Here is a 22,496-nt window from a genome sequence, read left to right as displayed (position 1 = left end):
CGAATGAGCTTTTGATCCAAAGAAGTCTTACTTATACCAGTTCAGATACATTATCCAACGAACCTTCATACTTATCTGCTTCTACTCCAAATTTGCGAAGAAAATCAATCCCCTCGTCGGTTGGAATGCCTTTGTACTCCGCATACGATTTCAAGTAGACTACTTTCTTGATTTTCATTGTATAGATGATTCGTGCGCAGGCTATGCATGGGGATAGGGTAACATATAATGTAGCACCCTCCACATCTGTTTTGTTTTTCACGGCATATAGAATTGCATTTTGCTCCGCATGCAGGGCAAGGGAACAGCTCCCCTTTGAGTCTCTAGGGCAACCTTCGTCAGGCCACTCCAAGTCGCAGTTATGTGTTCCAGAAGGTGGGCCATTGTATCCTATGGAGATGATTCGCGTGTCTTTGGTAAGCACTGCTCCAACATGGCGCTTGATGCAATGTGATCGTTTGGCAAGATTAACTGCCAACTCCATAAAAATATCGTCAAATTCGGGTCGCTCCATGTGGCGAAATTAAACAGCTCGAAGGGAAATCGAACCAAATAAATAATTGTCTCGTTCGATGCGGGTGGACAGTTGTATACTTGTCATTAGAAAAACCTTGTAACATGAAAAAAAACCTAGCCTTCTTTTTTACCATCATCTCCGTTTCCCTTTTTGCCCAGGAATCAGCGCCTGAGCAAACCATGAGTTTTGAAGAGTACAATCCGACATCTACGCTAGTAGTTCCGGAAAACCCTGTAAAAAGAGCAAAATTTCCATTCGTAGATATTCATAGTCATCAATGGAACCTGACGAAAGAGCGAATAGCAACGCTTGTAGAAGAAATGGATGAGTTGAATATGGGGGCGATGATCAACCTTAGCGGTAGGGGTTTTAATCGAGAAACCAGAGATATTGGAACGCAAGAATATTTGGCAGGAATGGTGAGAAGAGTGGAAGGTGAGGCGCCTAACAGAATCATTGTATTCACCAACGTTTCATTCAAAGACATAGGCGAAAAAGGCTGGACAAAGAAAGCAGTAAAAGAGCTGGAAGAAGATGTGGCGGCTGGCGCCAGAGGACTTAAAATTTATAAAAGCCTGGGCTTAAGCTATCAAGATGCTGAGGGCAATAGAGTTGCTATTGACGACCCTCGCATTGATCCGGTTTGGGCTAAGTGCGGAGAGTTGGGAATTCCAGTATTGATCCACGCAGCTGATCCAGCGTCATTTTGGGATCCAATGAATGCAGACAATGAACGATGGTTGGAATTGAAACTTAGACCTGGAAGAAAAAGAGGGGCAGATAACCCAGCTCCCTTTGAACAGATAATCGCAGAACAGCACAATATTTTCAAGAAGCATCCAAACACTACGTTTGTCAATGCTCACATGGGATGGATGGCAAACAACCTGGATAAGGCAGAGAAACACCTGGATATGTACCCGAATGTTTATTTTGGAATAGGAGCAGTCATCGCTGAGTTTGGCCGCCAGCCTAAAAGAGCAAACGCCTTTTTTGAGAAATATCAAGATCGAATCTTGTTCGGAAAAGATGCCTATAATCCAGAGGAATTTTATACTTATTTCCGAGTGCTAGAGACGGAGGATGAGTATTTTCCATACTACAAGAAATACCACGCCTATTGGAGAATGTATGGGTTGGGCCTCTCTGATGAAATTCTTAAAAAAGTTTACTATAAGAATGCTTGTGCAATCATCCCAGGACTAGAAGTGAGTCAGTTTGAGTGATCCAATCATGGTAATCACTCAAACGTATAAGGAAGCTAATTGCTAGCCCCACTTGCTCGATAATACTCCATTGCTTTTGGCATATTCGCATTTAAGTCTGATATGCGTGTTGAGTGAGAAGGGTGAGTAGAAACAAACTCAGGCGGAGCTTCTCCACCACTATTTGCTGCCATGCGTTCCCAAAATATAGGTGCTTCCTGAGGATTGTAACCAGCCATTGCCATGAAGTAGAGGCCTAGTTTGTCGGCTTCTGACTCATGCTTTCTAGAGAAGGCAAGGATGCCTAAAGAGGTGGCTGCACCGGCTCCTTGCATAATCAATTCGGCAGGGACTGATGGTCCTGTGCCACCACCAGTCAGTAAGATACTAACTGCGGATAGTCCAAATTGTGCAGCGTAACCTTGACTGATCCGCTCGCGACCATGATTGGCAATGGCGTGAGCTATTTCATGTCCCATTACAACAGCCACACCCAATTCATCTTTACAAATAGGCATTATACCTGTGTAGAAAGCTACTTTGCCACCAGGCATACACCAGGCATTTACCGTGCTGTCATTGTCTATTAAATTGAACTCCCAGTTATAATCAGAAAGGTATCCTGATTCACCTTGATCGGCAAAGTATTGCTCGACTGATCGCTGAATGCGCACGCCAACTCTTTTGATCATCCGTGCTTGATCTGTGCCTGTAATGATCTCACTTTCTTTCTTTACTTGTTCGTACTGCTCAAAACTCATCGGGAAGATTTTGTCATTATCGATGAGTGCAAGCTGAGATCTCCCACTGAGAGGAACGCTTGAGCATTGTACGAGAAATAATGCGATGAGAAGAAATGAAAGGGAAGCTAGCTTCTGCATGTGTTTGAAAAATTTATTTGTGGAGGTAATCACAATCCTAATGCCAAAGATAGGAAGACGAATGATTTAATAATTATATGATTGAACGAATGATTTGAAGTCTGGTATGACATCACGCAAAAAACTGATTTTTAGTCCATGAAAAAAATAATTGGCTAGATCACATGATTTTGGGTTCCAGCATGTCTTTATCTAGAATTATTCTGAAAGTAAAAGCTATCAGAACGTTTTGTAGCATGGGCTGTTGGCTGTAAAGAGTTTTCATCCTTCTTCAGTTAATTGATCCTTTTCATTTCGGGAAAGTTGAATCTCTGTCTCTAAAAGGAGAGGTGTTGGAAGCTTTGCAAACATTAGCCCTAGTGTAAGTGCAACAGTAACTAAGTGCAGGATTTCATTGTTAAGAAGGGCGACAACTGCAGCAAACAAACCACATCCTTCCAATAGTGCCATGCGGATGATATTAGCTGTCTGGAAAGTAGCCAACTTTTTACTGAGCGGGATTTCTTTTTCTAAGGCAGGTTTAATTGTGATTTTAAACATCTGAGCCTGAATGATTATCACAATGAAAAATAAGGCGGGGGAAAAATAATTAAACAGCTCAATTTCATTCGAAGTTGTTTCTTTACCAAGGATAAGAAAAGCTACCACTAGCGAAAAAAAAGCTATACCACCGATGAGAGCCAGGTGGATAATTCGAATAACATTAAGTTGATCTTTTGGATGAGCATTCATTGGATTGATTTTTCAATAAAAATACTTGATTAAGCTAACTCCTCCCACTTTTCCATTAGTCCCTCTAACTCAGCTTGCTCTTTCTTGTATTGAGTGTTTACTTTCTCATACTCATCCGCTTTTTCATAAATCTGAGGGTCTGCAAGCTGATCCTCAAGTGATTTAATGCTTGCTTCCAGCGATTCAATTTTCTGTTCGATGTTCTTGAGTTCTTTCGCAGCTTTTTGTTCCTCCTCATTGTTTCGCTGCTTCGTATGCTCTTTTTTCTTTATTGGTTTCACCTCCTTAGCCGAGGTATCTGCACCCTTGTTGTTTTTTTCCCACCACCAGGTAAACTCCTGATATGTGCCTGGATACTCTTTTATTTCCTGACCTTCAATCCACCAGATTTTGTTGGCTACCTGAGTAATGAAATGCCTGTCGTGAGAAACAAGCAAAAGCGTACCTTCATACTGTTGAAGGGCTTGTACCAGTATGCTCACAGACATCATGTCCAAGTGGTTTGTGGGCTCATCGAGCAATAGAAAATTGGCTTCAGATATCAGTGTCTTGGCCAATGCAACTCTGGATTTCTCACCACCAGAAAGCACTTTGATCTTTTTGAAAACCTCATCATCCGAAAATAAGAAGCATCCCAAAACACTTCGCAGCTCTTGTTCTGTTTTACCCGTTCCAGCTAGCTTTAGCTCTTCCAGTAAGTCATTTTGCACACCCAGAGATTCCAATTGATGCTGTGCATAAAATGAGTTGATTACGTTATGTCCGGTTTGCACTTTTCCTTCATGCGATTCAGTGCCCGCCACTATTCTGAGTAGGGTAGACTTACCTTTTCCGTTTGCTCCAATTAGTGCAACCTTATCTCCTCGTTCCAGTCCGATCGATGCATTGCTCAGTATGTCAAGATCGCCGTAGGATTTAGAAATATCTTCCAGTCGTTTCACATGTCTTCCAGATTTGGTCTTAAAGTTGAAACGAAAATTGACCTTCATGTTTTCGTCAATCACCTCTTCTACACGATCCATTTTTTCCAACATTTTCATCTTGGACTGTGCTTGACTGGCTTTGGTAGCTTTGGCTTTGAAACGTTCAATGAAGCGTTCTGCTTCTTTTATTTTCTTTTGCTGATTTTCGTAGGCGTTTTGTTGCAACTCATTCCGCAAAGATTTTTCTTCTTCGTAGAAATCATAGTTTCCGGAATACACATGCAGATTGGCTTGGGTGACTTCTACAATCTTATTGACAGATCGATTGAGGAATTCTCTATCGTGAGAGACGATGATGTATGCACCCTCGTAGGATTGTAAATAATTTTCAATCCATTGGATGGATGGGAGGTCAAGGTGGTTGGTAGGCTCATCGAGCATCAGGAGGCTGGGTTTTTCCAGAAGCAACTTCGCCAGCATTACGCGCATCCGCCATCCTCCTGAAAACTCACTCAGTGGGCGAGAGAGATCGGCGGTCTTGAATCCAATCCCTTCCAGTATCTCCTCAGCTCTGGATTGCAGCGTATATCCTTCCTGCGCTTCGAATCTTTCCTGAAGTTTTGCCAACTTATCTACCAGCTCATCGCGGTAGTTTTCCTCCATTTCTTTGATCACTTTGTCGATCTCTTTCTGGATCGCCATGGTTTTGGCGAAAGCCGTCATAGCTACTGCCAGGATCGAATCCTGTGTTTGGAAAGAAAGTAAATCCTGATTTAGGAAGCCAATGGTTGTATCCTTACTCATGGAAATTTTACCCCCAGATGGTTGGGTATCTCCGACCATCATTTTTAGCAAGGTAGACTTGCCCGTACCATTGAGTCCGATCAGCCCTATTTTGTCTTTAGGCCCAATAAAAAGCGAGGCTTCATCGTACAGTGGACGGTCGCCTATATAATAAGAAAGATTCGTGATATCGATCATGCGCGCAAAAGTAACTTCAATACTTTTTTAATGATTCCTGAAACGCAAAACTATTTTTGATCAAGTAAGATGGAGACGGTAAACTTGGCACCTTTTCCTTTTTCACTTTCTAGCGCAATGGTTCCTCCTAATTTTTCCACCAGTGTTTTTACAATGGATAATCCAAGGCCGGCAGAACTTTCACCGGCAGTAGGTCTGGATGATAAGCGTTGAAACTTTTGAAAGACTTTGGTCTTGTCTTTATCATTAAATCCAAGGCCATTATCTTCGACGCAAAGCACGAGCATTCCGTTCTTGTTAGATAGGTTAAAATCAACTTTTCCTCCTCTAGATGTAAACTTTATAGCGTTGGAAAGTAAATTATCTGTTATTCTCCCAAGTACATTTGAATCTGATATTACCTGTTTGTTTGACAGGTCAAGGGAGGCATTTAGCTGAATGTCTTTCTTTTCCGCAAGTTGATGGAACGCAATTTTCTTTTGTTCAAAAAAATCGGCTAAATCAAAAGAGGATTTATTTACTTCAAAGTCATCTTGTTCAAAAACCTTTAGCTCTGTGAGGTTTTCAATCATTGCTCGTCCATCAACGGTGACCTTTTTAATCATCTCATTGAATTCAGCTGTTTGACCTTTCAAATCTGATTTCATCAATTCACTAATTCCTTGAATACTTGAAAGAGGGGCTTTCAGATCATGAGCTACTACGGCCATCAAATGATCCTTTTCTTTCATTGCCTGTTCCAATTCTGCGTTTTTAAGCTCAATTATTTCATTTTTATCTTTCAATGCCTTGGTTCTTCGATCCACCATCTCTTCTAATTCTTTATTTACTTTCTCCAAATGAGCAGACAGTTGTTCCTTGCCTTCAAGTGCAAACAAGTACCTCCCAGTTAGCATGAACATCAATTGGAGGATATAGAACGCTATGCCAGCGTGCATCATATCAAATGAAAAAGCAGGAATGACATAATTGCTGGAAAGTAGGTCATGCAAAACAGCTAAAAATGCGGCCAGATATCCTACCAATAGAAATCGTGCACCAAACCTGTTGGCTATCGCAGCCCTAACCAAACAGACAAATAAGTAGATGCCTATGAAGACATTGTAGACGTGATAAAATGGAATGATAGAGTACGTGATTCTAGGAGATACAACCAGTGTAAAGAGTGATAGTGCCAACGCTAAAACTCCCATCCCGTTAGCGATTTTCTTATGGAAGAATTTAGGAAAAGTCTCTCGAAGAAAAAGCGCATTGACTGGTCCAATGAGAATGATGGATAAGTAAAGGGTTTTTTTCAACGCTACCCAACTGGTTTTTGGAAAAAGATCGATGATTGGTAAATCCCCTCTGGTCACCAAAAGCATTGAAAGAGAAAGGCATATGAGAAAGAAGTAGAATGCAGATTTTTCGTTTCGCTTTCTGAGAAATATAGACAATTGAAATAATGCACCGATCAGGATGCATCCAATGATGATGAGTTTTAATGATCGATTCAAATCAATTTTTTCCTGTAAATCTTTCTTGTAAGCCAGCTTAGGTGCATACCAAAGTCCACCACTCTGGTTACTGAAATTACTAATGTGGAAGGTGAACGTTACGGTGTCTCCGGCATGGATTTCAAAATCATAAACCTGAAAATCTATTTTAGGTCGAGTTTGGGATTTGTTTTTACCGGGAACACCTACCTGACCAATGAGTTTTTCGTTTGCATAGAGCCGATACGCAATGCTTACTTCCGGCACTTCAATCGCTAAATATTGCGTTGAGATGTCTTCACCAATTACGATGGTTTTATAGTAGGTGCCGAACCCAAAAGATCCAACTTTTTCACCATTCCAGATTACATTATTCCAAGTACTGGGGATGTCGATTTCAGCTTTATCTGGAGATTTTGTTGTTTCAGGATAGGAGAGAAAGGAGTTCATCACCAGATTCCACTCACCCTTAAGGTAAATCTCATCCCCCTCGAAAATAATAGGCGTTTCTTGGGCATGACTGGAAAGGCTTCCAAACAAAATTGGAAAAAGGATAAGTAGTCTTTGAATCAAAGAAGCTGGAACTAGGTTTAAGTGAGTACAATCTATAGAACAAAGAGCGACGAATTTTAATTATTCTATTTAACCGTGAAATCTTTCGATCTATGTCAATATGTATTTGTCAATTGTATCATTTAACTTGAACTGAAAACGTAAGTATGTTCCGATTTTCTGCACTTTTTTTGATGATTTTGATGGTTTCTTGTTCTTCTAAGTCACTAGAGGAAAATGAGACAGAAGATCCTATTAACGATATGCCTTTGGTGTCCTATGAAGGATTAAACCTTGATGCCATTGAACTTCCTGAAGGTTTTAAAATTGATGTTTTTGCCCGCGTTAACAATGCGAGAGCAATGGTGATGACGGATAATGGAACCTTGTTTGTAAGCAACCGAGGAGGCGATAAGGTCTATGCATTGAAAGACACGGATGGTGATTGGAAAGCAGATGAACGCTATGTAATTGCGAGTGGAATGCGAATGCCAAATGGCATTGCTTTCAAAGATGGGTCGCTTTATGTGGCTGAAGTTTCAAAACTCTGGCGATTTGACGATATAGAAGCAAATCTGGAAAACCCACCAAAGCCAGTGAAAATTTATGATGATTACCCTACTGACGGACATCATGGATGGAAGTACATCGCTTTTGGGCCTGATGGCAAACTATATGTACCAGTAGGTGCTCCTTGCAATATTTGTGAAAGTAAGAATGAGATGTATGCAAGTATTACCCGGATGAATCCTGATGGATCAGACAGAGAGGTTTATGTGCATGGTGTCCGAAATACCGTAGGTTTTACCTGGCATCCAGAGACAGGAGAGATGTGGTTCACGGATAATGGAAGAGACTGGCTTGGCAATGAAAGCCCCTCATGTGAGCTGAATCGTGTGAGTGAACAGGGGCAACACTTCGGATATCCATATTGCCATGCAGGAGAAGTAAAAGATCCAGAATTCGGAGATAAATATCCATGCTCAGATTTTGTAAAACCGGCTCAGACCCTTGGTCCACATGTTGCACCGCTCGGACTTAAATTTTGTACAAGCGAATCATTTCCATCTACCTATAAGCATAAGGTATTCATTGCTGAGCATGGCTCTTGGAATCGAGATTCTGATGTGGGACATACAGGACATAAGATTACCCTGGTGACCGAAGAAAATGGTCAAGGTGTGGCATATGAAGATTTTGCAGTTGGATTTCTGAATAAAGAAACCAATACGGCATGGGCGAGACCTGTTGATTTAATTTTTGCCTCAGATGGATCTATGCTAATCTCTGATGACTTAGCCGGCACCATCTTTCGTGTGACATATCAGAATTAATCTTTTTTAGATTTCTTTTTTTTATTCTGATTGTAATGGTTGTAGAGGGTATTGATGAAGGTTAAAATGATACCGACTCCAATAACTATGTAAATGATGGTAAATACCTTACCGGCATCTGTTTGTGGTGCAAAATCACCAAAACCAATTGTAGTGAGTGTGATGAAGGAGAAATAAAAAGCATCCAAATAGCTCCAACCTTCTAATTCGTGATAAACGAACGTTCCAATAACTAGTATGGCTATACTAGTCAATAAAAGGTCTCGGTATTCTTTATCGGCCAGAAATGACTTGACAGTACTGATGATAATCATGCAATGAAATTACTGATTCCTTATCAGAGTTTCCTTATGACATCCTTGGTAAGAACCCCTTTTTTGCCAGAAAGTGAAGTAACTCGCACGTATACATGGTTTACAGCGGCAATTTTAAGCTGCTCCCCGATGAATAAGGTATCTGATACTTGCGCCGACTTGTTCATTTGATTCCAGAGAGGAAGCATTTCTTTAAGAACGATTTCTTTTCCTAGCAGTGTGGTGTCTGCTCCGAATTTGGAAGGGCGTTTGTATTCTTCCACAATGAATGAAAAAGGATTTATGGGGCCATTATTATAAATGCCAAAGTGAAGGTGGGGGGGAGTGTATTTGGCATTGCCTGTATTGCCTACTGTACCAATGGTGTCTCCAGGATTTACTTTTTGATATCTTTTTACTTTTTGTTCTTGAAGGTGCGCAAAGTATAGATGATTGCCGGTTTTCCGATCGTAAAGCCATACGACCTTACCACCGATCCCTCGGGTTCCCACGAATCGAACATCTGCAGCAATCGGTGCCAGGATAGGAGTGTGTCTTTTTGCGAAAATATCCACTCCGTGATGATCTCTTCTACCTCCGTCTCTTGGATCACCAAAAAAACTCTGTATGGCCCTTACATTTTTTCCAGCAACGGGGAAGGCGAGTGTTGGCACGTTCTCGATGGTGATCGTAAACTGTCCACCACGCAAGAGTTCAGGCTGAAGTCGTAGCAGATACGATGCGTCTTTTCTCGGAGCGAAGGCCAAGTCATATACACTGTCCGCCGAGGCTACCTGGCGATACGTGCCGAGTGAATCATTATCAATCCGAAATAGATCAACAAAAACCTGGGTGGTATCATTGGTGATCAGATTGATATCGATGAGTACTTTTTGGCCCCTTTTCACATCGAACCTATAGCCAAGTGCATCTGGCTTTAAGTTGGATATTTCGAATGCTTCCTGATAAGGTAGTTGGACTTTGATCTGCTCATCAAAAGGTTTTTGAGCTGCAGTCAGCCATTCTTTGCCAAGCGCCGTATTCAATAAATTGGCCTGTTTCAGCGAATACCAATACGCTTCATGGTCGTTTCTGGGGTAGAATCTTTCTGGAACGATTTCTTTTTCTGAGCAACTGAAAAGTATGAGTGCTGCGAGGAATGTGGTCAGGAACTTTGATGACATACCTCATTTACGGAAAATCTTCGAGCTAGTTAGTTGTTTTCTATCTTCTCTCCATGTTTATAGGTTACTTCCTCGATTAGATTGCCTTTCTTATCATAGTAATTCCAAACAGCATGACGTCTGTTTCTTACATATGTGCCGGAATATTCTATTTGTCCGTTTTTATAATACTGTATGTATGTGCCTTGCAGCTTATTGAGCTCATTAGTTGCTGCTATTTTGAGGCTTCCGTTGGAATAGAATTCTTGATAGGTGCCATACTTGTTTCCAAATCGATATTCCGTCAATGAGAACTTATTCCCTTTTTCGTATGCTTCCTGCATGCCGTGCAGCTTCCCTTTCTCATATCGTTCAACAGCCAGAGGATCTCCTTTGTCGTTCCAGATTTTCCATGTGCCGTGCGGTAGCTCGTTGAGTAATTCTTTTTCAGAGATAAGTACCCCTTTGTCGCTGTATTCTTTTATTGCTGCGTTCATACCGCTATTGGAGAAGCTTGATGCTAAACGGATTTTTCCATTTGCATGATAATCAAGGCTTTTCCCAGTACGATATCCATCTTTGTATTTATACTCACTCTTGGTGTCGCCGTTTGCATAATAGACCAAATATTCACCTTGCAGTGTCCCTTCTTCATAGGTGCCGAGTGCCTTAAGCTGGCCATTTTCATGATACGTTTTTACTGATCCTGTGCGGTCACCGCGTTGATTCACCACCTCCATTTCCAGTTTACCTGTGGGATAATAGGTTTTGTATGTGCCGTCAAGCAAACCGGCGCTATAGTTAGCTTCAAGCTTTATTTTTCCACTTTTGTAGTACTGGCGAGTTATTCCATTGGGTTTACCCTCTGCATAAGTAACTTCCTCTTTCACTTCACCATTTTCAAAGTATGAAAAAACTGGCCCGCTGGGCTTTCCATTTTTAAATGAAGTGGTGCCTTTTAGATTTCCATTCTCATCGTATAGTTTGATAGCTCCCACGAGGGTGTCTTGCTGAAAGGTAGATTCCTGAATAACCTGACCGGAAGGGGTGAAAACCTGAGTAAGTCCTTCTCGAAGATTATCTATATAGACGGTCTGCCTTTGAATACTGCCATCAGCATAGTAATTATAGAATGTGCCTTCTTTCTCACCAGAATCGAATTCGCCAGTGACGATTACGTTACCACTGAGGTCATACATCTTGTATGTTCCATCCACCAATGAGCTATCGCCATTGAGAATGTTATATTCTTCTTTTATTTGTCCCTGATCGTAGTAGGTTTTAATTAGCTGCGCAGAGCTTTGAAATACAAGGAAAGTGAGAAGGGCTAGGGTCGTTAGGTTTTTCATCATCGTACAAACGATTTGTAGACGTATTTAGTACAAAATAAATACACAACGTAAATTCGTCTACTTCAAAGCTAAAATTTATCGAATGAATATACTAATAGTGGGTGTTGGTCTGATTGGAGGTTCTTTCTCTCTTGCATTGAAAGATAGATCTGATTTAAGTTTTGCAGGTTTTGATCTTGATCAGGAAGCGTTGTTGAAAGCTAAAAAAATAGGGCTCGTAGATGAGGTATTCAGTGAGATGAATAGTGCAGTAAAATGGGCAGATGGCATTGTGCTGGCAATTCCTGTAAAAGCTATAAAAGAGCTCTTACCTGTTATACTTGATAAATTGGAATCGCATCAGTTTGTTGTAGATTTTGGTTCTACTAAAAATACCATCTGCGAAACAGCAGATAGCCATGAAAAAAGGGATCAGTTTATTGCGGCTCACCCAATTGCGGGAACGGAACATTCGGGTCCGGATGCCGCATTTAAAGAGTTGTTCGTTGATAAAAACCTGATTCTTTGTGATGCTGAAAAGACGGATTTGCATAAGTTGATGTTATTCGAGGATTTGGCAAAGAGTGCAGGGTTTTATTTGACAAAAATGAGTGCAAAGGAACATGATCGGCACTTGGCATACATTTCTCACCTTAGTCACATCACTTCCTATGTATTGAGCAATACGGTACTCAATAAAGAGAAAGATGGTGAAGTGATTTTGGATTTAGCAGGTTCTGGTTTTGAGTCGACTGTTCGTTTAGCTAAAAGTTCTCCGAGGATGTGGAGTTCCATTTTTTTGGAGAATAAGGAGATGGTGCTAAAAGGGATAGTGGCTTACAAAAAGGAGTTGGAGCAACTGGAAACGCTCATTGAGAATAATGAGGAGGATGCCATTGAGGAGTATCTGGAAGAGGGCAGAGTGATTCGAAAGATTTTGAAATAGAAACGTCATTGCGAAGGCAAACCAGCAGCAGTCCTAGTAATGTAGCGATTGCCTCGATTTGCCTTCACAATGACGCCTCCTGACTAAACCTTTTCTATCACAATAGCAGAGGCACCGCCACCACCGTTGCAGATGCCAGCACAGCCGATTTTGCCGCCTTTCTTGTTCAACACATTTACAAGTGTAGAGATGATTCTAGCACCTGATGTGCCCAGAGGGTGACCCATTGCCACGGCACCACCAAAAACGTTAAGCTTATCAGCGTCTAGCCCAAGCTTTTCCTGATTGGCAATCGCTACCGCAGAGAATGCTTCGTTTACCTCCCAGAAGTCCACATCGTCCTGTGAAATACCTGCATGATCCAAAGCTCTTGGAATAGCTAGGGAAGGAGCTGTGGTAAACCACAATGGCTCTTGCGCCGCATCACCAAAACCTTTGATCTTGGCAATCAATGTAAGTCCCAATTCGTCTGCTTTTTCTTTGCTCACTAATACAAGTGCAGAGGCACCGTCATTGATGGTAGAAGCATTAGCAGCTGTTACGGTTCCTTCTTTACTAAATACAGGTCGTAAGGATGGAATTTTATCATAATTCACATTTCTAAACTCTTCATCTTCATCCATAAGTACGGGATCACCTTTTCGCTGGGGGATAGCAACAGGTACAATTTCATCTTTGAAATCTCCAGCCTCAGTGGAAGCAGCTACTTTTTTATATGAGTTGATTGCATACTCGTCCTGTGCTTCTCTTGAAATGTTCATTTCGTTGGCAGTATTGTCTGCACAGTTACCCATAGGAAATTCATTGTATACTTCCCACAGTCCATCGTGCATCAGCCCGTCGACCATTTGACCATGACCGTATTTGTACCCAAATCGTGCTTTAGGTATATAGTATGGTACATTGGACATGCTTTCCATTCCTCCGGCCACAACCACATCATTGGTCCCCAACATGATTGATTGTGCTCCAAACATGACGGCTTTCATTCCGGAAGAGCATACTTTGTTTACGGTAGTGCATGGTACATTATGTCCAATACCTGCACCTATTGCTGCCTGTCGAGCAGGTGCCTGTCCAAGATTTGCAGATAGTACATTTCCCATGAATACTTCATTTACCTGATCCGCAGAAACGCCTGATTTTTCAAGTGCTCCTTTGATGGCGAATGTGCCTAGTTGTGTGGCTGAGAATCCAGCAAGTTTTCCACCGAAGCTTCCAATGGGAGTTCTGACAGCTGCTGCTATGTATACTTCTTTCATGTGTATTAATTTTTTTTAAGGGTCTCAAGGAATTTGCTATAAACTTTTACCTCTTGTTGGAAAACATGAGATGTAAGGACTAGCTCATTTCATTTCTGTTGAGGGTTTGTTGTATTTAAATCAAAAAAAAGTCCCGATGGTTCAAATCGGGACGCAAAGATCGTAAAATCATTTTGGAAAAAGTAGCAATCGAAAGAATTGAAACTACCAGTCAGGCTTATCGCTAGGAGGACGCTTGGTTGGTTTCCTTTGCTGATGTTGTAGGTATTTGATTTCGCTTTGTCTCATTGCCTCTAGCAGTTGTCGGGCTTTTTCCTCGCTGATACCCATCTCCTCCAGTTTTTCTTTGGTCATCTGTTCCTGCGATTTCTCTTTCTCACTTTCTTGCTCTTCACCTTCCTTTTTCTCTTGCTCTTTTTGTTCTTCGTTCTGTTCCTCGTCAGATTTTTCTTGATTTTCTCCGTCTTGGTTTTCTTGATTCTCCTGCTCTCCGTCTTTTTTCTGATCTTGATTTTGTTTCTCTTGCTCGTCCTCCCCGTCTTTGTTTTCCTGATCTTGATTTTGTTGTTCTTGCTGCTTCTGCTCTTCCAGTTGTTTTTTCACAACTTCATAATTGTATATGGCTTCCTGATTGGTGGGGTCTGCTTTGATAGCAGATTTCAGTTGCTGAAGTGCTTCTTCCAGTTTGTTGGCCTCTTTGCTCATCACCCCCAACTGTTGCAGGGCTATGGATTTCAAGGGTTTACTTTCCGAACTCGCCAAGTTGCCGTAATTCAATTTGGCGCCTGCAGTATCTCCCAAATGATAGTGTGAATGTGCAAGATTTAGTTTGATGGCAGGGTCGTCCACTCCAAGTGAATCACGAAGAATGGTGTATTTTGAAAGAGCCAATTCATAATCCTGAGCCAAATAGGCTGCTTCGGCTTCTCTTTTCAATGAATTGATTTTGGCGATCTCTTTAGGATCATTGATCAAAATCGCTAGTATAATTACTAAAAATGATCTCATAGTTTTATCAATTTCACGCTAAATAGTACATCCATTACCATCAATAATAATGCTAGACTTAAGAAGTAGTAGTATCTATTTTGGGTGGCATCTACTTGCTTGGCATCCCTCATTTCACCTTCTACATTGTTGATTGCATTAATCAAACGTGCTACATCGTTTCTTGATTCATTTATTTCGAAATACTCACCACCTGCATTGTCTGCCAGCTTTTCTAAGGAAGTGGAATTTAGCTGTGAGATGACATCATTTCCACTTCTGTCCGTTTTGAAACCGTTTCGAGTGGGAATTTTGCTGCCTTGCTTGGTGCCAACGCCTAAAGTGAAAAGCGTTATCCCCTCGGATTCTAAATCATCAACAATTTCGTCTGTGTTGTCACCAAAATCTTCGCCATCACTGATGAGAATGGTGATTTTTGATTTGGATCGAGTAATGACGGTATCGTCGGCAATTAATTTTTCGGTGGCCATTTCTAACGGCGGACCAAAGTCAGTTCCAAAGTTGGGAACCATTCCGGTGTTTAGTGTTTGAATGAAAAGGTTGAGTGCGTTGTTGTCATAAGTGAGTGGACACTGCATGTAAGCTTCACTGCTAAACATGATCAGACCGATGCGATCAGAATTAAATGCTTCAACAATATTTTTTAATTCGAATTTCACTTTTTCCAGTCGTGATGGTTGGACATCTACCGCATTCATGGATTGGCTGAGATCAATACAGACAAATATGTCTTTTCCAACAGTTTTTACTTCACGTGAAGTATCGCCAAAACTGGGCCCCAGGAGAGACATAACAATTAGCCCGAAATAAATGGTTCGGAGGAGTGTCTTGATTATTACTCTTCTGGCTGGAAGGCCTAACCTCCTGGTAGTGCGAATGACTCTCCATATAAAAATGAGATAGAGCAAGAGAAATATCCCTGCCAATACAAGTTCAAAAGTGCTAATCGAGTTAACCCACTTCATGTACCAAGCTGTCTTTAGTTTTCATCGGCAGCAAATCTAACAGATCAATTGGATGAGAGGCTCTTGATTTTTATGGATTAACATTTTTTAAGGATAAGAGTATGTTGATCCCTTTTAAGGGTTAAGATTGGTTTTTAAAATTATCGGATTTCCCTGTTTGCTTTCACATTCGCAAATGATGTCTTGTAGCTTGAGGTAGCTTGTCGTATACACATTCAGGTCCACAAAATAGGTTCCATTGTCCTTTGGTAAAAGCCTAACATCTTTGTGCACCGCATTGAAGTAGCGATCATCGATGAGCTTACCTATGAAAAACTTTGACTTCTTACACTCCTCGGATGTGGAAAGCAGGTAAATGTTTCCATTTTTCTTAGCGAGGATGCGATTTTCATTTTTTAGCGTACCGTCAAGGAGGTATTCTTTTGTCCCTGTTCCGGGATTCCCATACCCGTAATTGATAATGGCTTTTAGTTGACCAGATGAATAGTGTATTTTTCTTGGCCCATGCATCCGATCATTTTGATACGAGGTAGAGGCATAGAGCACGCCACTTTCGAAGTATTTCATTGAGGTACCTTCTCTCTTTCCTTTGTTGTATGGCATGGCGAGCAAAATGGTTTCACCATCATCATGGTATAAATAGGAAGTGCCATGCTTGATCCCTTGATCGTAGTTTACTACTGTCCGAAGTTTTTTGCTTTTGGTATACTGTCGCACCTCACCGTGTTTTACTTTACGCTCGGTGGCAGGTTTTTCTGATTTGCTGGAAATAAGTTGCGATAGATCAAGGTAGGTGGCACTTACACCAAAAATGCTAAGTATGACTAAAGCTATGAGTATCTGGGTTTTATTCATGCTTGAAAAATTAATTGGAGGAAATTACTAAAGAATTGGATGAACGAAATGGATTTTTGAAGGTAACTTTTATATTTGCACTCCTTTTCAGGGATATCCCGATATGAGGATGTTTTTTTTGAAGGGAATTTAGTCAGAAAGCTGACTGAAAATGAGCATCGGCTAATACCACGGAGAGGTGGGTGAGTGGCTGAAACCACATGTTTGCTAAACATGCGTGCGAGAAATCGTACCGGGGGTTCGAATCCCCCTCTCTCCGCAAACAAAATGCTGCAAAAGCAGCAACCGGAGAAACCCGATTCAAGTTTACTTGAAATAGGGTTAGAGGAGGTTGGTCTGATACGAAGTATCAGTATTTTGTTTCATTCTCCCCATCAGGGGATCATGGAATAATCCCTCTCTACGTATAACAAAATATGGTTGCATAGCTCAACTGGATAGAGCAGCTGCCTTCTAAGCAGCAGGTTCGGGGTTCGAGTCCCTGTGCAATCACGATTAAACCCGCTTTTTTAGCGGGTTTTTTTGTTATAATTCGATTTTCAACAAGAAATAACGGTTAGTTAATGGTAAGTCGGTTAGAGTAGCTGCTCGTTTCACTACGGCTTCTAAGCAGCAGGTTTGATCGGACAGAAGATTCTGCCAGGTGGACGCTTCCATTCGAGTCCCTGTGCGGCATTTAATCGCAACGAAAAACTTTAGTCGAAAGCTTCAGGAAATATTAAAACTTTGAAAATGAAGACATTAGTTTTGGGCTTTGACCGTCAATGAGCAAGGTTGTATGGGTATACAGTATGTAGACTCATTATGTATGACTTTACTCTTTGGTCACCTTTACATATCCTTGTGTATTAAGGTATGTACTGTATCTATTGAAAATCAAATTTTGATCAAATGCTTTCACCGCTACAGAAAGAAAAAATATCACACTATTTCCATGTTGTGTTAGACCAGGACCGCAACGGGATCTTGGAAGCCAATGACTTCATGGAAATCGGAGAATCCCTATGTCTTCTTTGGGTTTACAAACCCGGTACTGAAGAATACAAAAAAGTGATTGATGGAAGTGTGAAAAGCTGGAAGATGTTTCAGAAATATTTTGAACATCAAGGCGGTGAGGCCAATGAAGAGCACTTCCTTGAGTTTTGTGACAACATGCTAAGCAAAGGGAATGAGCACATTTATAAGAGTTGGGTCATTCACATGATTAGCTCCATATTTGATTCCTTTGATGTGAATAATGACGGAGTGATTTCGGTCAATGAGTATTCTGATATGTTTATGTGTTACCATATTCCAATCAAGCATTCAGCAAAAGCATTCATCAAGTTGGATCGGGACGGTGATGACTTCATTACAAAAAGGGAACTCATGCATGCTGTTGATGAATTCTTTAGGTCTACCAATGAAAAATCTCCCGGTAACTGGTTGTTTGGGTTCTGGGCAGACAGAGACTAAAAAAAAGAAACCCTGCCTTTCAGCAGGGTTCACACACCTAAATAATATTACCGTAATAGTTGGCTCACCGCTAAGCCACTTTTAGCTGGTTCATATAGGTTTGACACTTATCTTTAGGTCCTATGTAAAGGATTCTTAAATTCTTCTTTACTACCCATTCTCCTGAATTTGTCTTGGAGAGTTTCAACGCATCTTTCTTTGCAAATAGACTGAATAAATATCCCATAGCTCTTAATGTTTGTTAATCGTAGTTCAAAGGTGTATTTAAATACTACCATTATATATTGGTATTGTACCATATATAATGGTAAGCATTTTAACTATGAATTGTAATTATTCAGCTATGAATTAGTACTATTCTTAGATGAGTCTATTTTTTGCTTAGATAATCAAGTGTTAAACCCATCATTGCTTTCATGCCTAGGTTCATGCCTGTGTCATCTACGTAGAAATCTGGGGTATGGTGGCCTGCTACTTTTTCAGGATCTCTATCCGGTGGGCATCCACCGATAAAGAAGTAAAGCCCCGGTACCTTTTCCTGGAAAAAAGAAAAGTCTTCAGCACCTGTTATTGGTTTGATAATTTCAACATTTTCTTTACCAGCTGCTCTCTTCAATGTAGGTAGCATCTGATCATAAAGCGATACTTCATTGTACGTCACTGGATAACCTTCATCGATCCATATATCGATTTCTGCATTATTAGATTCTGCGGTCTTGGTTGCTACTTCGCGAATACGCTGTAAAATCTGAGTTTTCATATCAGCATCTAGGGTGCGAATGGTACCAAGCATGTAAAGGTCTTCAGGGATGATGTTATATCTCACTCCTCCGTGGATTGCACCAATGGTAATTACCGCCGGCGCCTCTGTCAATTGCATATTTCTACTCACAATGCTCTGCAGGTTATTAATGATCTGTGCGGCAGTCACTATCGGGTCGATTCCATCCCAAGGCGCTGAGCCATGAGCTTGCTTTCCTTTAATGTCTATTCGCATGCTATTTACAGCAGCCATGATGCCTTCTGGTCTCACTTTCAATTTGCCTACTTCTGTCTGAGCATTGATGTGAAGGCCAAAGATTGCATCAACATCTGGGTTTTTAAGCACGCCTTCTTTCACCATGAGTTGGGCTCCTCCTTCTTCACCTTTAGGAGCTCCTTCTTCGGCAGGTTGAAAAATGAATTTAACAGTGCCTGGCACTTGATCCTTTATTTCCCAGAGCATCTTAGCCACACCCAAGAGAATACTTATGTGTGTGTCATGGCCACAGGCATGCATCACTGGCACCTGTTCTCCGTTGTACTCACCCATTTGGGAAGAAGCCCATGGAAGCTCCACACGTTCTTTTACTGGTAGCCCATCGATATCTGCGCGCAATCCAACTACCGGGCCTGGTTTCCCGCCTTTCAGCACAGCTACCACTCCAGTTTTGGCAACTCCAGTTTGTGGCTCATATCCAATTTCTTTAAGTATCGCAGTAATTCGCTTCGCTGTTTCGAACTCCCGATTGCTCAACTCTGCGTTTTGATGAAACCAATGACGCCACTCAATGACATCTTTCTCTGTCTGAGCGACCATCTTTTCGATCTGCTTATCAAATTTTTGAGCAAATAGGACTGATGTAATCAGCACTGAACATAGGGTTAGATAGGTTTTCTTCATAATTACTTTAGTTTGAAACCATAATTTACAACTCATCCTTTTATTTCTACAGTTCGGTGAAGCTTATTAGCTAAGGAATGTCTTCATGTTCACTTTTGACTCATGCTAAAAGTCAGAAACATGAGGACCGGATTTTTTTTACTTCTGTTTATTTCAGCGATTGTTTCGCAAGGCCAACTTACCATTACTGGTCAAGTGACTGAAAAGTCTGGTGAGCCTTTATTGGGTGTGAATGTCTATCTACAAGGGACATATGATGGAGCCACCACCGATATAGCAGGCAGGTTTTCATTTTCCACTTCCGAAATGGACAGTCTGGTGCTGATAGCCTCCTTCATCGGCTTTCACGACGCGATACTTCCAATCGCATCCAAAAGTCAAGAACTCAACATCATGCTAAAAGAAGAAGTAAGCGTTCTCAACGCTGTGATAATTACTGCCGGGGCTTTCAATGCTTCGGATGAGAATCAAAGAGAGGTAATGAAGCCACTGGACATAGTGACAACTGCAGGCGCCACTGCAGATATTCCCGGGGCGTTAAATACCCTACCTGGAACGCAAACAGTGGGAGAGACGGGACGACTTTTTGTACGAGGGGGTGACGGTCGTGAAACCAAGACATTCATTGATGGCATGTTGGTGCACGGTGAATATGGTCCTGCAGCTCCCAATACACCAAGCAGAAGCCGATTTTCACCCTTCATGTTTAAGGGGATGAGTTTTTCAACTGGAGGGTATTCTGCAGAATATGGACAAGCACTGTCCTCTGCACTTATTCTGCAATCAAAGGATGTGGCTGACAACAATCGAACAGACATCTCTCTCATGTCTGTAGGAGGTGATGTTTCAGCTACACGCGCATTTAAGAATAGTTCGTTGGCTGGTAAGGTTCAGTACACTAACCTGACTCCTTACTTTGAATTGGCACCTCAAAATCTGAAATGGGACAAAGCGCCTACAGGATTGGATGGAAATTTTGCTTATCGACTCAAAACAAGCAAAACGGGATTGCTGAAGTTTTACACCAATCTCAGCACATCAAGAATGGAACTGTTTGAGTCCGAAATTGGAAATCCTGAAGCAGAACTACCAGTAACCGTCTCCAGCGATTATGCACACGTCAATGCATCTTATCGTGAACTGGTTTCTGAAAAGTGGGGCATACGTGGTGGTGTCTCGATGACCACCAGTCAAGATTTCGCTTCAATTTCTGACAACAGCAGGGATCAAAAGTTGAATGGTGGTCATGTGAAATTCGTGGCAGACTATCAGCACTCTGATCGATTGGCCATTCTCTTTGGAGGTGAGGTGGTCAAAAGATCACTCGATCAGGTATTGTCTGACGAGACAGGACCGTTTCTTCAAAATTTTGATGAAACATTGACGGCTTCTTTTCTAGAAACTGAAGCATTTGCATCATCTGCACTCGCCTTTAAGGGAGGGTTAAGAATGGAGCAGAACAGTTTGAATGGAAAGACAACGCTATCTCCTCGATTTTCAACGGCGTATAAAACGGGAACGAATAGCCAAATTTCCATGGCCTATGGTCAATTTTATCAAGCACCTCAAACGCAAATTATATTAACTGAGTCCAGCGCACACGCTGAAAAGGCGGCGCATTACATTGCCAACTATCAATGGGTAAAAGAAGGACATAGCTTTAGAATAGAAGTTTATGAAAAGCGCTATGATGATTTGGTAAAATATGCGAGCATCTATGAAAGCAATACTTTTCAGTTTGATGGGAATGGATATGCTCGCGGTGTAGATCTTTTTTGGAGAGACAATAAGACTTTCAAGAATATGGACTACTGGGTGAGTTATTCATTCTTGCAAACGGAGCGAGAATATAGAGACTATCCTGGTTCATTTACACCTGCATTCGCCTCGTCACACAATTTCTCTTTCGTGATGAAGAAATTCATTGATGAAATCAAAAGCCAAATAGGTGTGACCTACTCGTTTGCCAGCGGTAGACCTTACAATGATCTAAATAGTGAAAAATTTCTTGGTGGCAAAACGCCCGCATACCACGACTTGAGCTTCAACATAAGCTACCTCTATAGCAATCAAATCATTGTGCATGCAATGGTGAATAATGTACTGGGGATAAACAATATATACGGGTATGAATTTGCGGATCAGCCGGATAATGCAGGTGTCTATACGAGTAGAGCCATTACACCACCAGCCAAGCGATTCATCTTCTTAGGTGTGTTTATCACCCTATCAAAAAACAAAGGAATTAATCAGTTACCAAATCTTTAAAATCAAAACAATTATCAATTATGAAAAAGAATTTAATACTCATATTATGCATGCTTTGTACCTCTTTAACGTTTGCAAATGGTCAATTTGAAAAGGCCATGGGAAAAAATGTGCCAGCGATGTTTGCTGCTGAAACTTCCGAAGACTTGCAGGCAGCGATCAACAACCTCAATCGAATAGGTGAGGCAGAAAAGAACCGTTGGGAACCTTACTACTACGTGGCTTTTGGCTATTTGAAAATGAGTGAGATGTACCAAACAGCTGAGGACAAGGATAAGTATTTGGATTTAGCCATGAAGGCTGTAGAAAAAGGAGAGGAAATCAATCCAAATGATTCCGAATTAGAAGCCATACGAGGTTATGTAAACATGATCAAGTTGACGGTAGACCCTGCAACGCGAGGAATGACTTACAGTGGATTGGCATTCGGATCTTTTCAGAAGGCGATAGCATTGAATCCCAACAACCCAAGGGCTCACTTTCTGATGGGACGTATGCAGTATGGTACGGCTCAGTTTATGGGTGGTGGAACCGACGATGCTTGTAGCAGTTTGTTTAAGGCGATGGTTCTTTTCGGTAAGGAAGAGAAATCTGACAATCCATTTGCTCCAAGTTGGGGTAAGGGAAGCACGGAGCAATCCATCAAAGAACTTTGTGAAAAAGGGAATTAAGAAAAAAGCGGCGAAA

20 protein-coding genes and 2 tRNA genes are annotated in these 22,496 nt (G+C 41.3%); 8 read left to right on the top strand and 14 right to left on the bottom strand.

The genetic code is table 11. The features are described 5' to 3' along the window. Nucleotides 1-31: 31 nt before the first annotated feature. A complete protein-coding gene (locus ABJF57_RS08865; RefSeq protein WP_462234388.1) occupies nucleotides 32-514 on the bottom strand; it encodes a deoxycytidylate deaminase in 483 nt (160 codons plus the stop codon). Nucleotides 515-618: 104 nt separating this feature from the next. Here ABJF57_RS08865 and ABJF57_RS08860 point away from each other — a divergent pair, with 104 nt between their 5' ends. Then, entirely contained in the window at nucleotides 619-1,743 is a 1,125-nt protein-coding gene (locus ABJF57_RS08860) for an amidohydrolase family protein (protein ID WP_462234387.1), read from the top strand. 35 nt (nucleotides 1,744-1,778) lie between these two features. Here the strand turns inward: ABJF57_RS08860 and ABJF57_RS08855 are convergent, their stop codons facing one another. From ABJF57_RS08855 to ABJF57_RS08840, 4 genes are all read right to left on the bottom strand, one after another. Beyond that, nucleotides 1,779-2,603 carry a M48 family metallopeptidase gene (locus tag ABJF57_RS08855; protein ID WP_462234385.1) on the bottom strand — a complete coding sequence of 275 codons (825 nt, stop codon included), beginning with the start codon at nucleotides 2,601-2,603 and terminating at the stop codon, nucleotides 1,779-1,781. A gap of 261 nt (nucleotides 2,604-2,864) precedes the next feature. Further along, complete coding sequence (locus tag ABJF57_RS08850) at nucleotides 2,865-3,335, bottom strand: hypothetical protein (RefSeq protein ID WP_462234383.1); 471 nt, start codon at nucleotides 3,333-3,335, stop codon at nucleotides 2,865-2,867. Nucleotides 3,336-3,364: 29 nt separating this feature from the next. Then, nucleotides 3,365-5,239, bottom strand: a complete 1,875-nt coding sequence (gene abc-f / locus ABJF57_RS08845; RefSeq protein ID WP_462234381.1) for a ribosomal protection-like ABC-F family protein — start codon at nucleotides 5,237-5,239, stop codon at nucleotides 3,365-3,367. Nucleotides 5,240-5,289: 50 nt separating this feature from the next. Then, nucleotides 5,290-7,287, bottom strand: coding sequence for a sensor histidine kinase (locus ABJF57_RS08840; protein WP_462234379.1), 1,998 nt, complete (start codon nucleotides 7,285-7,287; stop codon nucleotides 5,290-5,292). A 146-nt stretch (nucleotides 7,288-7,433) separates the two neighbouring features. On the opposite strand from ABJF57_RS08840, the gene ABJF57_RS08835 reads away from it, so the two are divergent. Further along, nucleotides 7,434-8,600 carry a PQQ-dependent sugar dehydrogenase gene (locus ABJF57_RS08835; protein WP_462234377.1) on the top strand — a complete coding sequence of 389 codons (1,167 nt, stop codon included), beginning with the start codon at nucleotides 7,434-7,436 and terminating at the stop codon, nucleotides 8,598-8,600. Here ABJF57_RS08835 and ABJF57_RS08830 read toward each other — a convergent pair. The 3 genes from ABJF57_RS08830 to ABJF57_RS08820 are packed head-to-tail and all read right to left on the bottom strand — an operon-like array spanning nucleotide 8,597 to nucleotide 11,408. Beyond that, on the bottom strand, nucleotides 8,597-8,914 hold the full coding sequence (locus ABJF57_RS08830; RefSeq protein ID WP_462234375.1) for a potassium channel family protein: 318 nt from the start codon (nucleotides 8,912-8,914) through the stop codon (nucleotides 8,597-8,599). The genes ABJF57_RS08835 and ABJF57_RS08830 overlap by 4 nt on opposite strands. A 23-nt stretch (nucleotides 8,915-8,937) precedes the next feature. Further along, entirely contained in the window at nucleotides 8,938-10,077 is a 1,140-nt protein-coding gene (locus ABJF57_RS08825; RefSeq protein WP_462234373.1) for a M23 family metallopeptidase, read from the bottom strand. Between the two features lie 29 nt (nucleotides 10,078-10,106). After that, nucleotides 10,107-11,408 carry a toxin-antitoxin system YwqK family antitoxin gene (locus ABJF57_RS08820; RefSeq protein WP_462234372.1) on the bottom strand — a complete coding sequence of 434 codons (1,302 nt, stop codon included), beginning with the start codon at nucleotides 11,406-11,408 and terminating at the stop codon, nucleotides 10,107-10,109. A gap of 82 nt (nucleotides 11,409-11,490) precedes the next feature. Here ABJF57_RS08820 and ABJF57_RS08815 point away from each other — a divergent pair, with 82 nt between their 5' ends. Then, a complete protein-coding gene (locus tag ABJF57_RS08815; protein WP_462234370.1) occupies nucleotides 11,491-12,333 on the top strand; it encodes a prephenate dehydrogenase in 843 nt (280 codons plus the stop codon). Nucleotides 12,334-12,416: 83 nt separating this feature from the next. Here ABJF57_RS08815 and ABJF57_RS08810 read toward each other — a convergent pair whose 3' ends face one another. The 4 genes from ABJF57_RS08810 to ABJF57_RS08795 form a co-directional block, all read right to left on the bottom strand. Next, on the bottom strand, nucleotides 12,417-13,595 hold the full coding sequence (locus tag ABJF57_RS08810; protein ID WP_462234368.1) for an acetyl-CoA C-acyltransferase: 1,179 nt from the start codon (nucleotides 13,593-13,595) through the stop codon (nucleotides 12,417-12,419). A gap of 204 nt (nucleotides 13,596-13,799) precedes the next feature. After that, nucleotides 13,800-14,603, bottom strand: a complete 804-nt coding sequence (locus ABJF57_RS08805) for a hypothetical protein (RefSeq protein ID WP_462234367.1) — start codon at nucleotides 14,601-14,603, stop codon at nucleotides 13,800-13,802. After that, the gene (locus ABJF57_RS08800) at nucleotides 14,600-15,568 is read right to left on the bottom strand and encodes a vWA domain-containing protein (RefSeq protein ID WP_462234365.1); all 969 of its coding nucleotides are present in this window, start codon (nucleotides 15,566-15,568) and stop codon (nucleotides 14,600-14,602) included. The genes ABJF57_RS08805 and ABJF57_RS08800 overlap by 4 nt, the downstream gene beginning before the upstream one ends. 114 nt (nucleotides 15,569-15,682) lie before the next feature. After that, nucleotides 15,683-16,423, bottom strand: a complete 741-nt coding sequence (locus ABJF57_RS08795; RefSeq protein ID WP_462234363.1) for a toxin-antitoxin system YwqK family antitoxin — start codon at nucleotides 16,421-16,423, stop codon at nucleotides 15,683-15,685. A 172-nt stretch (nucleotides 16,424-16,595) separates the two neighbouring features. Here ABJF57_RS08795 and ABJF57_RS08790 point away from each other — a divergent pair. The 3 genes from ABJF57_RS08790 (at nucleotide 16,596) to ABJF57_RS08780 (ending at nucleotide 17,878) form a co-directional block, all read left to right on the top strand. Next, nucleotides 16,596-16,682 (top strand) — tRNA-Ser (locus ABJF57_RS08790). Nucleotides 16,683-16,841: 159 nt separating this feature from the next. Further along, nucleotides 16,842-16,915, top strand: a tRNA-Arg gene (locus tag ABJF57_RS08785). 399 nt (nucleotides 16,916-17,314) lie between these two features. Continuing rightward, entirely contained in the window at nucleotides 17,315-17,878 is a 564-nt protein-coding gene (locus ABJF57_RS08780; RefSeq protein WP_462234361.1) for an EF-hand domain-containing protein, read from the top strand. Between the two features lie 70 nt (nucleotides 17,879-17,948). On the opposite strand, the gene ABJF57_RS08775 is transcribed toward ABJF57_RS08780, so the two are convergent. Then, nucleotides 17,949-18,104, bottom strand: a complete 156-nt coding sequence (locus tag ABJF57_RS08775) for a hypothetical protein (protein ID WP_462234359.1) — start codon at nucleotides 18,102-18,104, stop codon at nucleotides 17,949-17,951. Between the two features lie 144 nt (nucleotides 18,105-18,248). Next, the gene (locus ABJF57_RS08770) at nucleotides 18,249-19,541 is read right to left on the bottom strand and encodes an amidohydrolase (RefSeq protein ID WP_462234358.1); all 1,293 of its coding nucleotides are present in this window, start codon (nucleotides 19,539-19,541) and stop codon (nucleotides 18,249-18,251) included. A gap of 120 nt (nucleotides 19,542-19,661) precedes the next feature. On the opposite strand from ABJF57_RS08770, the gene ABJF57_RS08765 reads away from it, so the two are divergent. Continuing rightward, nucleotides 19,662-21,809 carry a TonB-dependent receptor gene (locus ABJF57_RS08765; RefSeq protein ID WP_462234356.1) on the top strand — a complete coding sequence of 716 codons (2,148 nt, stop codon included), beginning with the start codon at nucleotides 19,662-19,664 and terminating at the stop codon, nucleotides 21,807-21,809. A gap of 20 nt (nucleotides 21,810-21,829) precedes the next feature. Beyond that, on the top strand, nucleotides 21,830-22,480 hold the full coding sequence (locus tag ABJF57_RS08760; protein WP_462234354.1) for a tetratricopeptide repeat protein: 651 nt from the start codon (nucleotides 21,830-21,832) through the stop codon (nucleotides 22,478-22,480). Nucleotides 22,481-22,496 lie beyond the last annotated feature (16 nt).

The organism is Ekhidna sp. (assembly GCF_039940915.1).
In the GTDB taxonomy this organism is placed as follows: Bacteria; Bacteroidota; Bacteroidia; order Cytophagales; family Cyclobacteriaceae; genus Ekhidna.
This window is presented reverse-complemented; position numbering and strand designations above follow the sequence as displayed.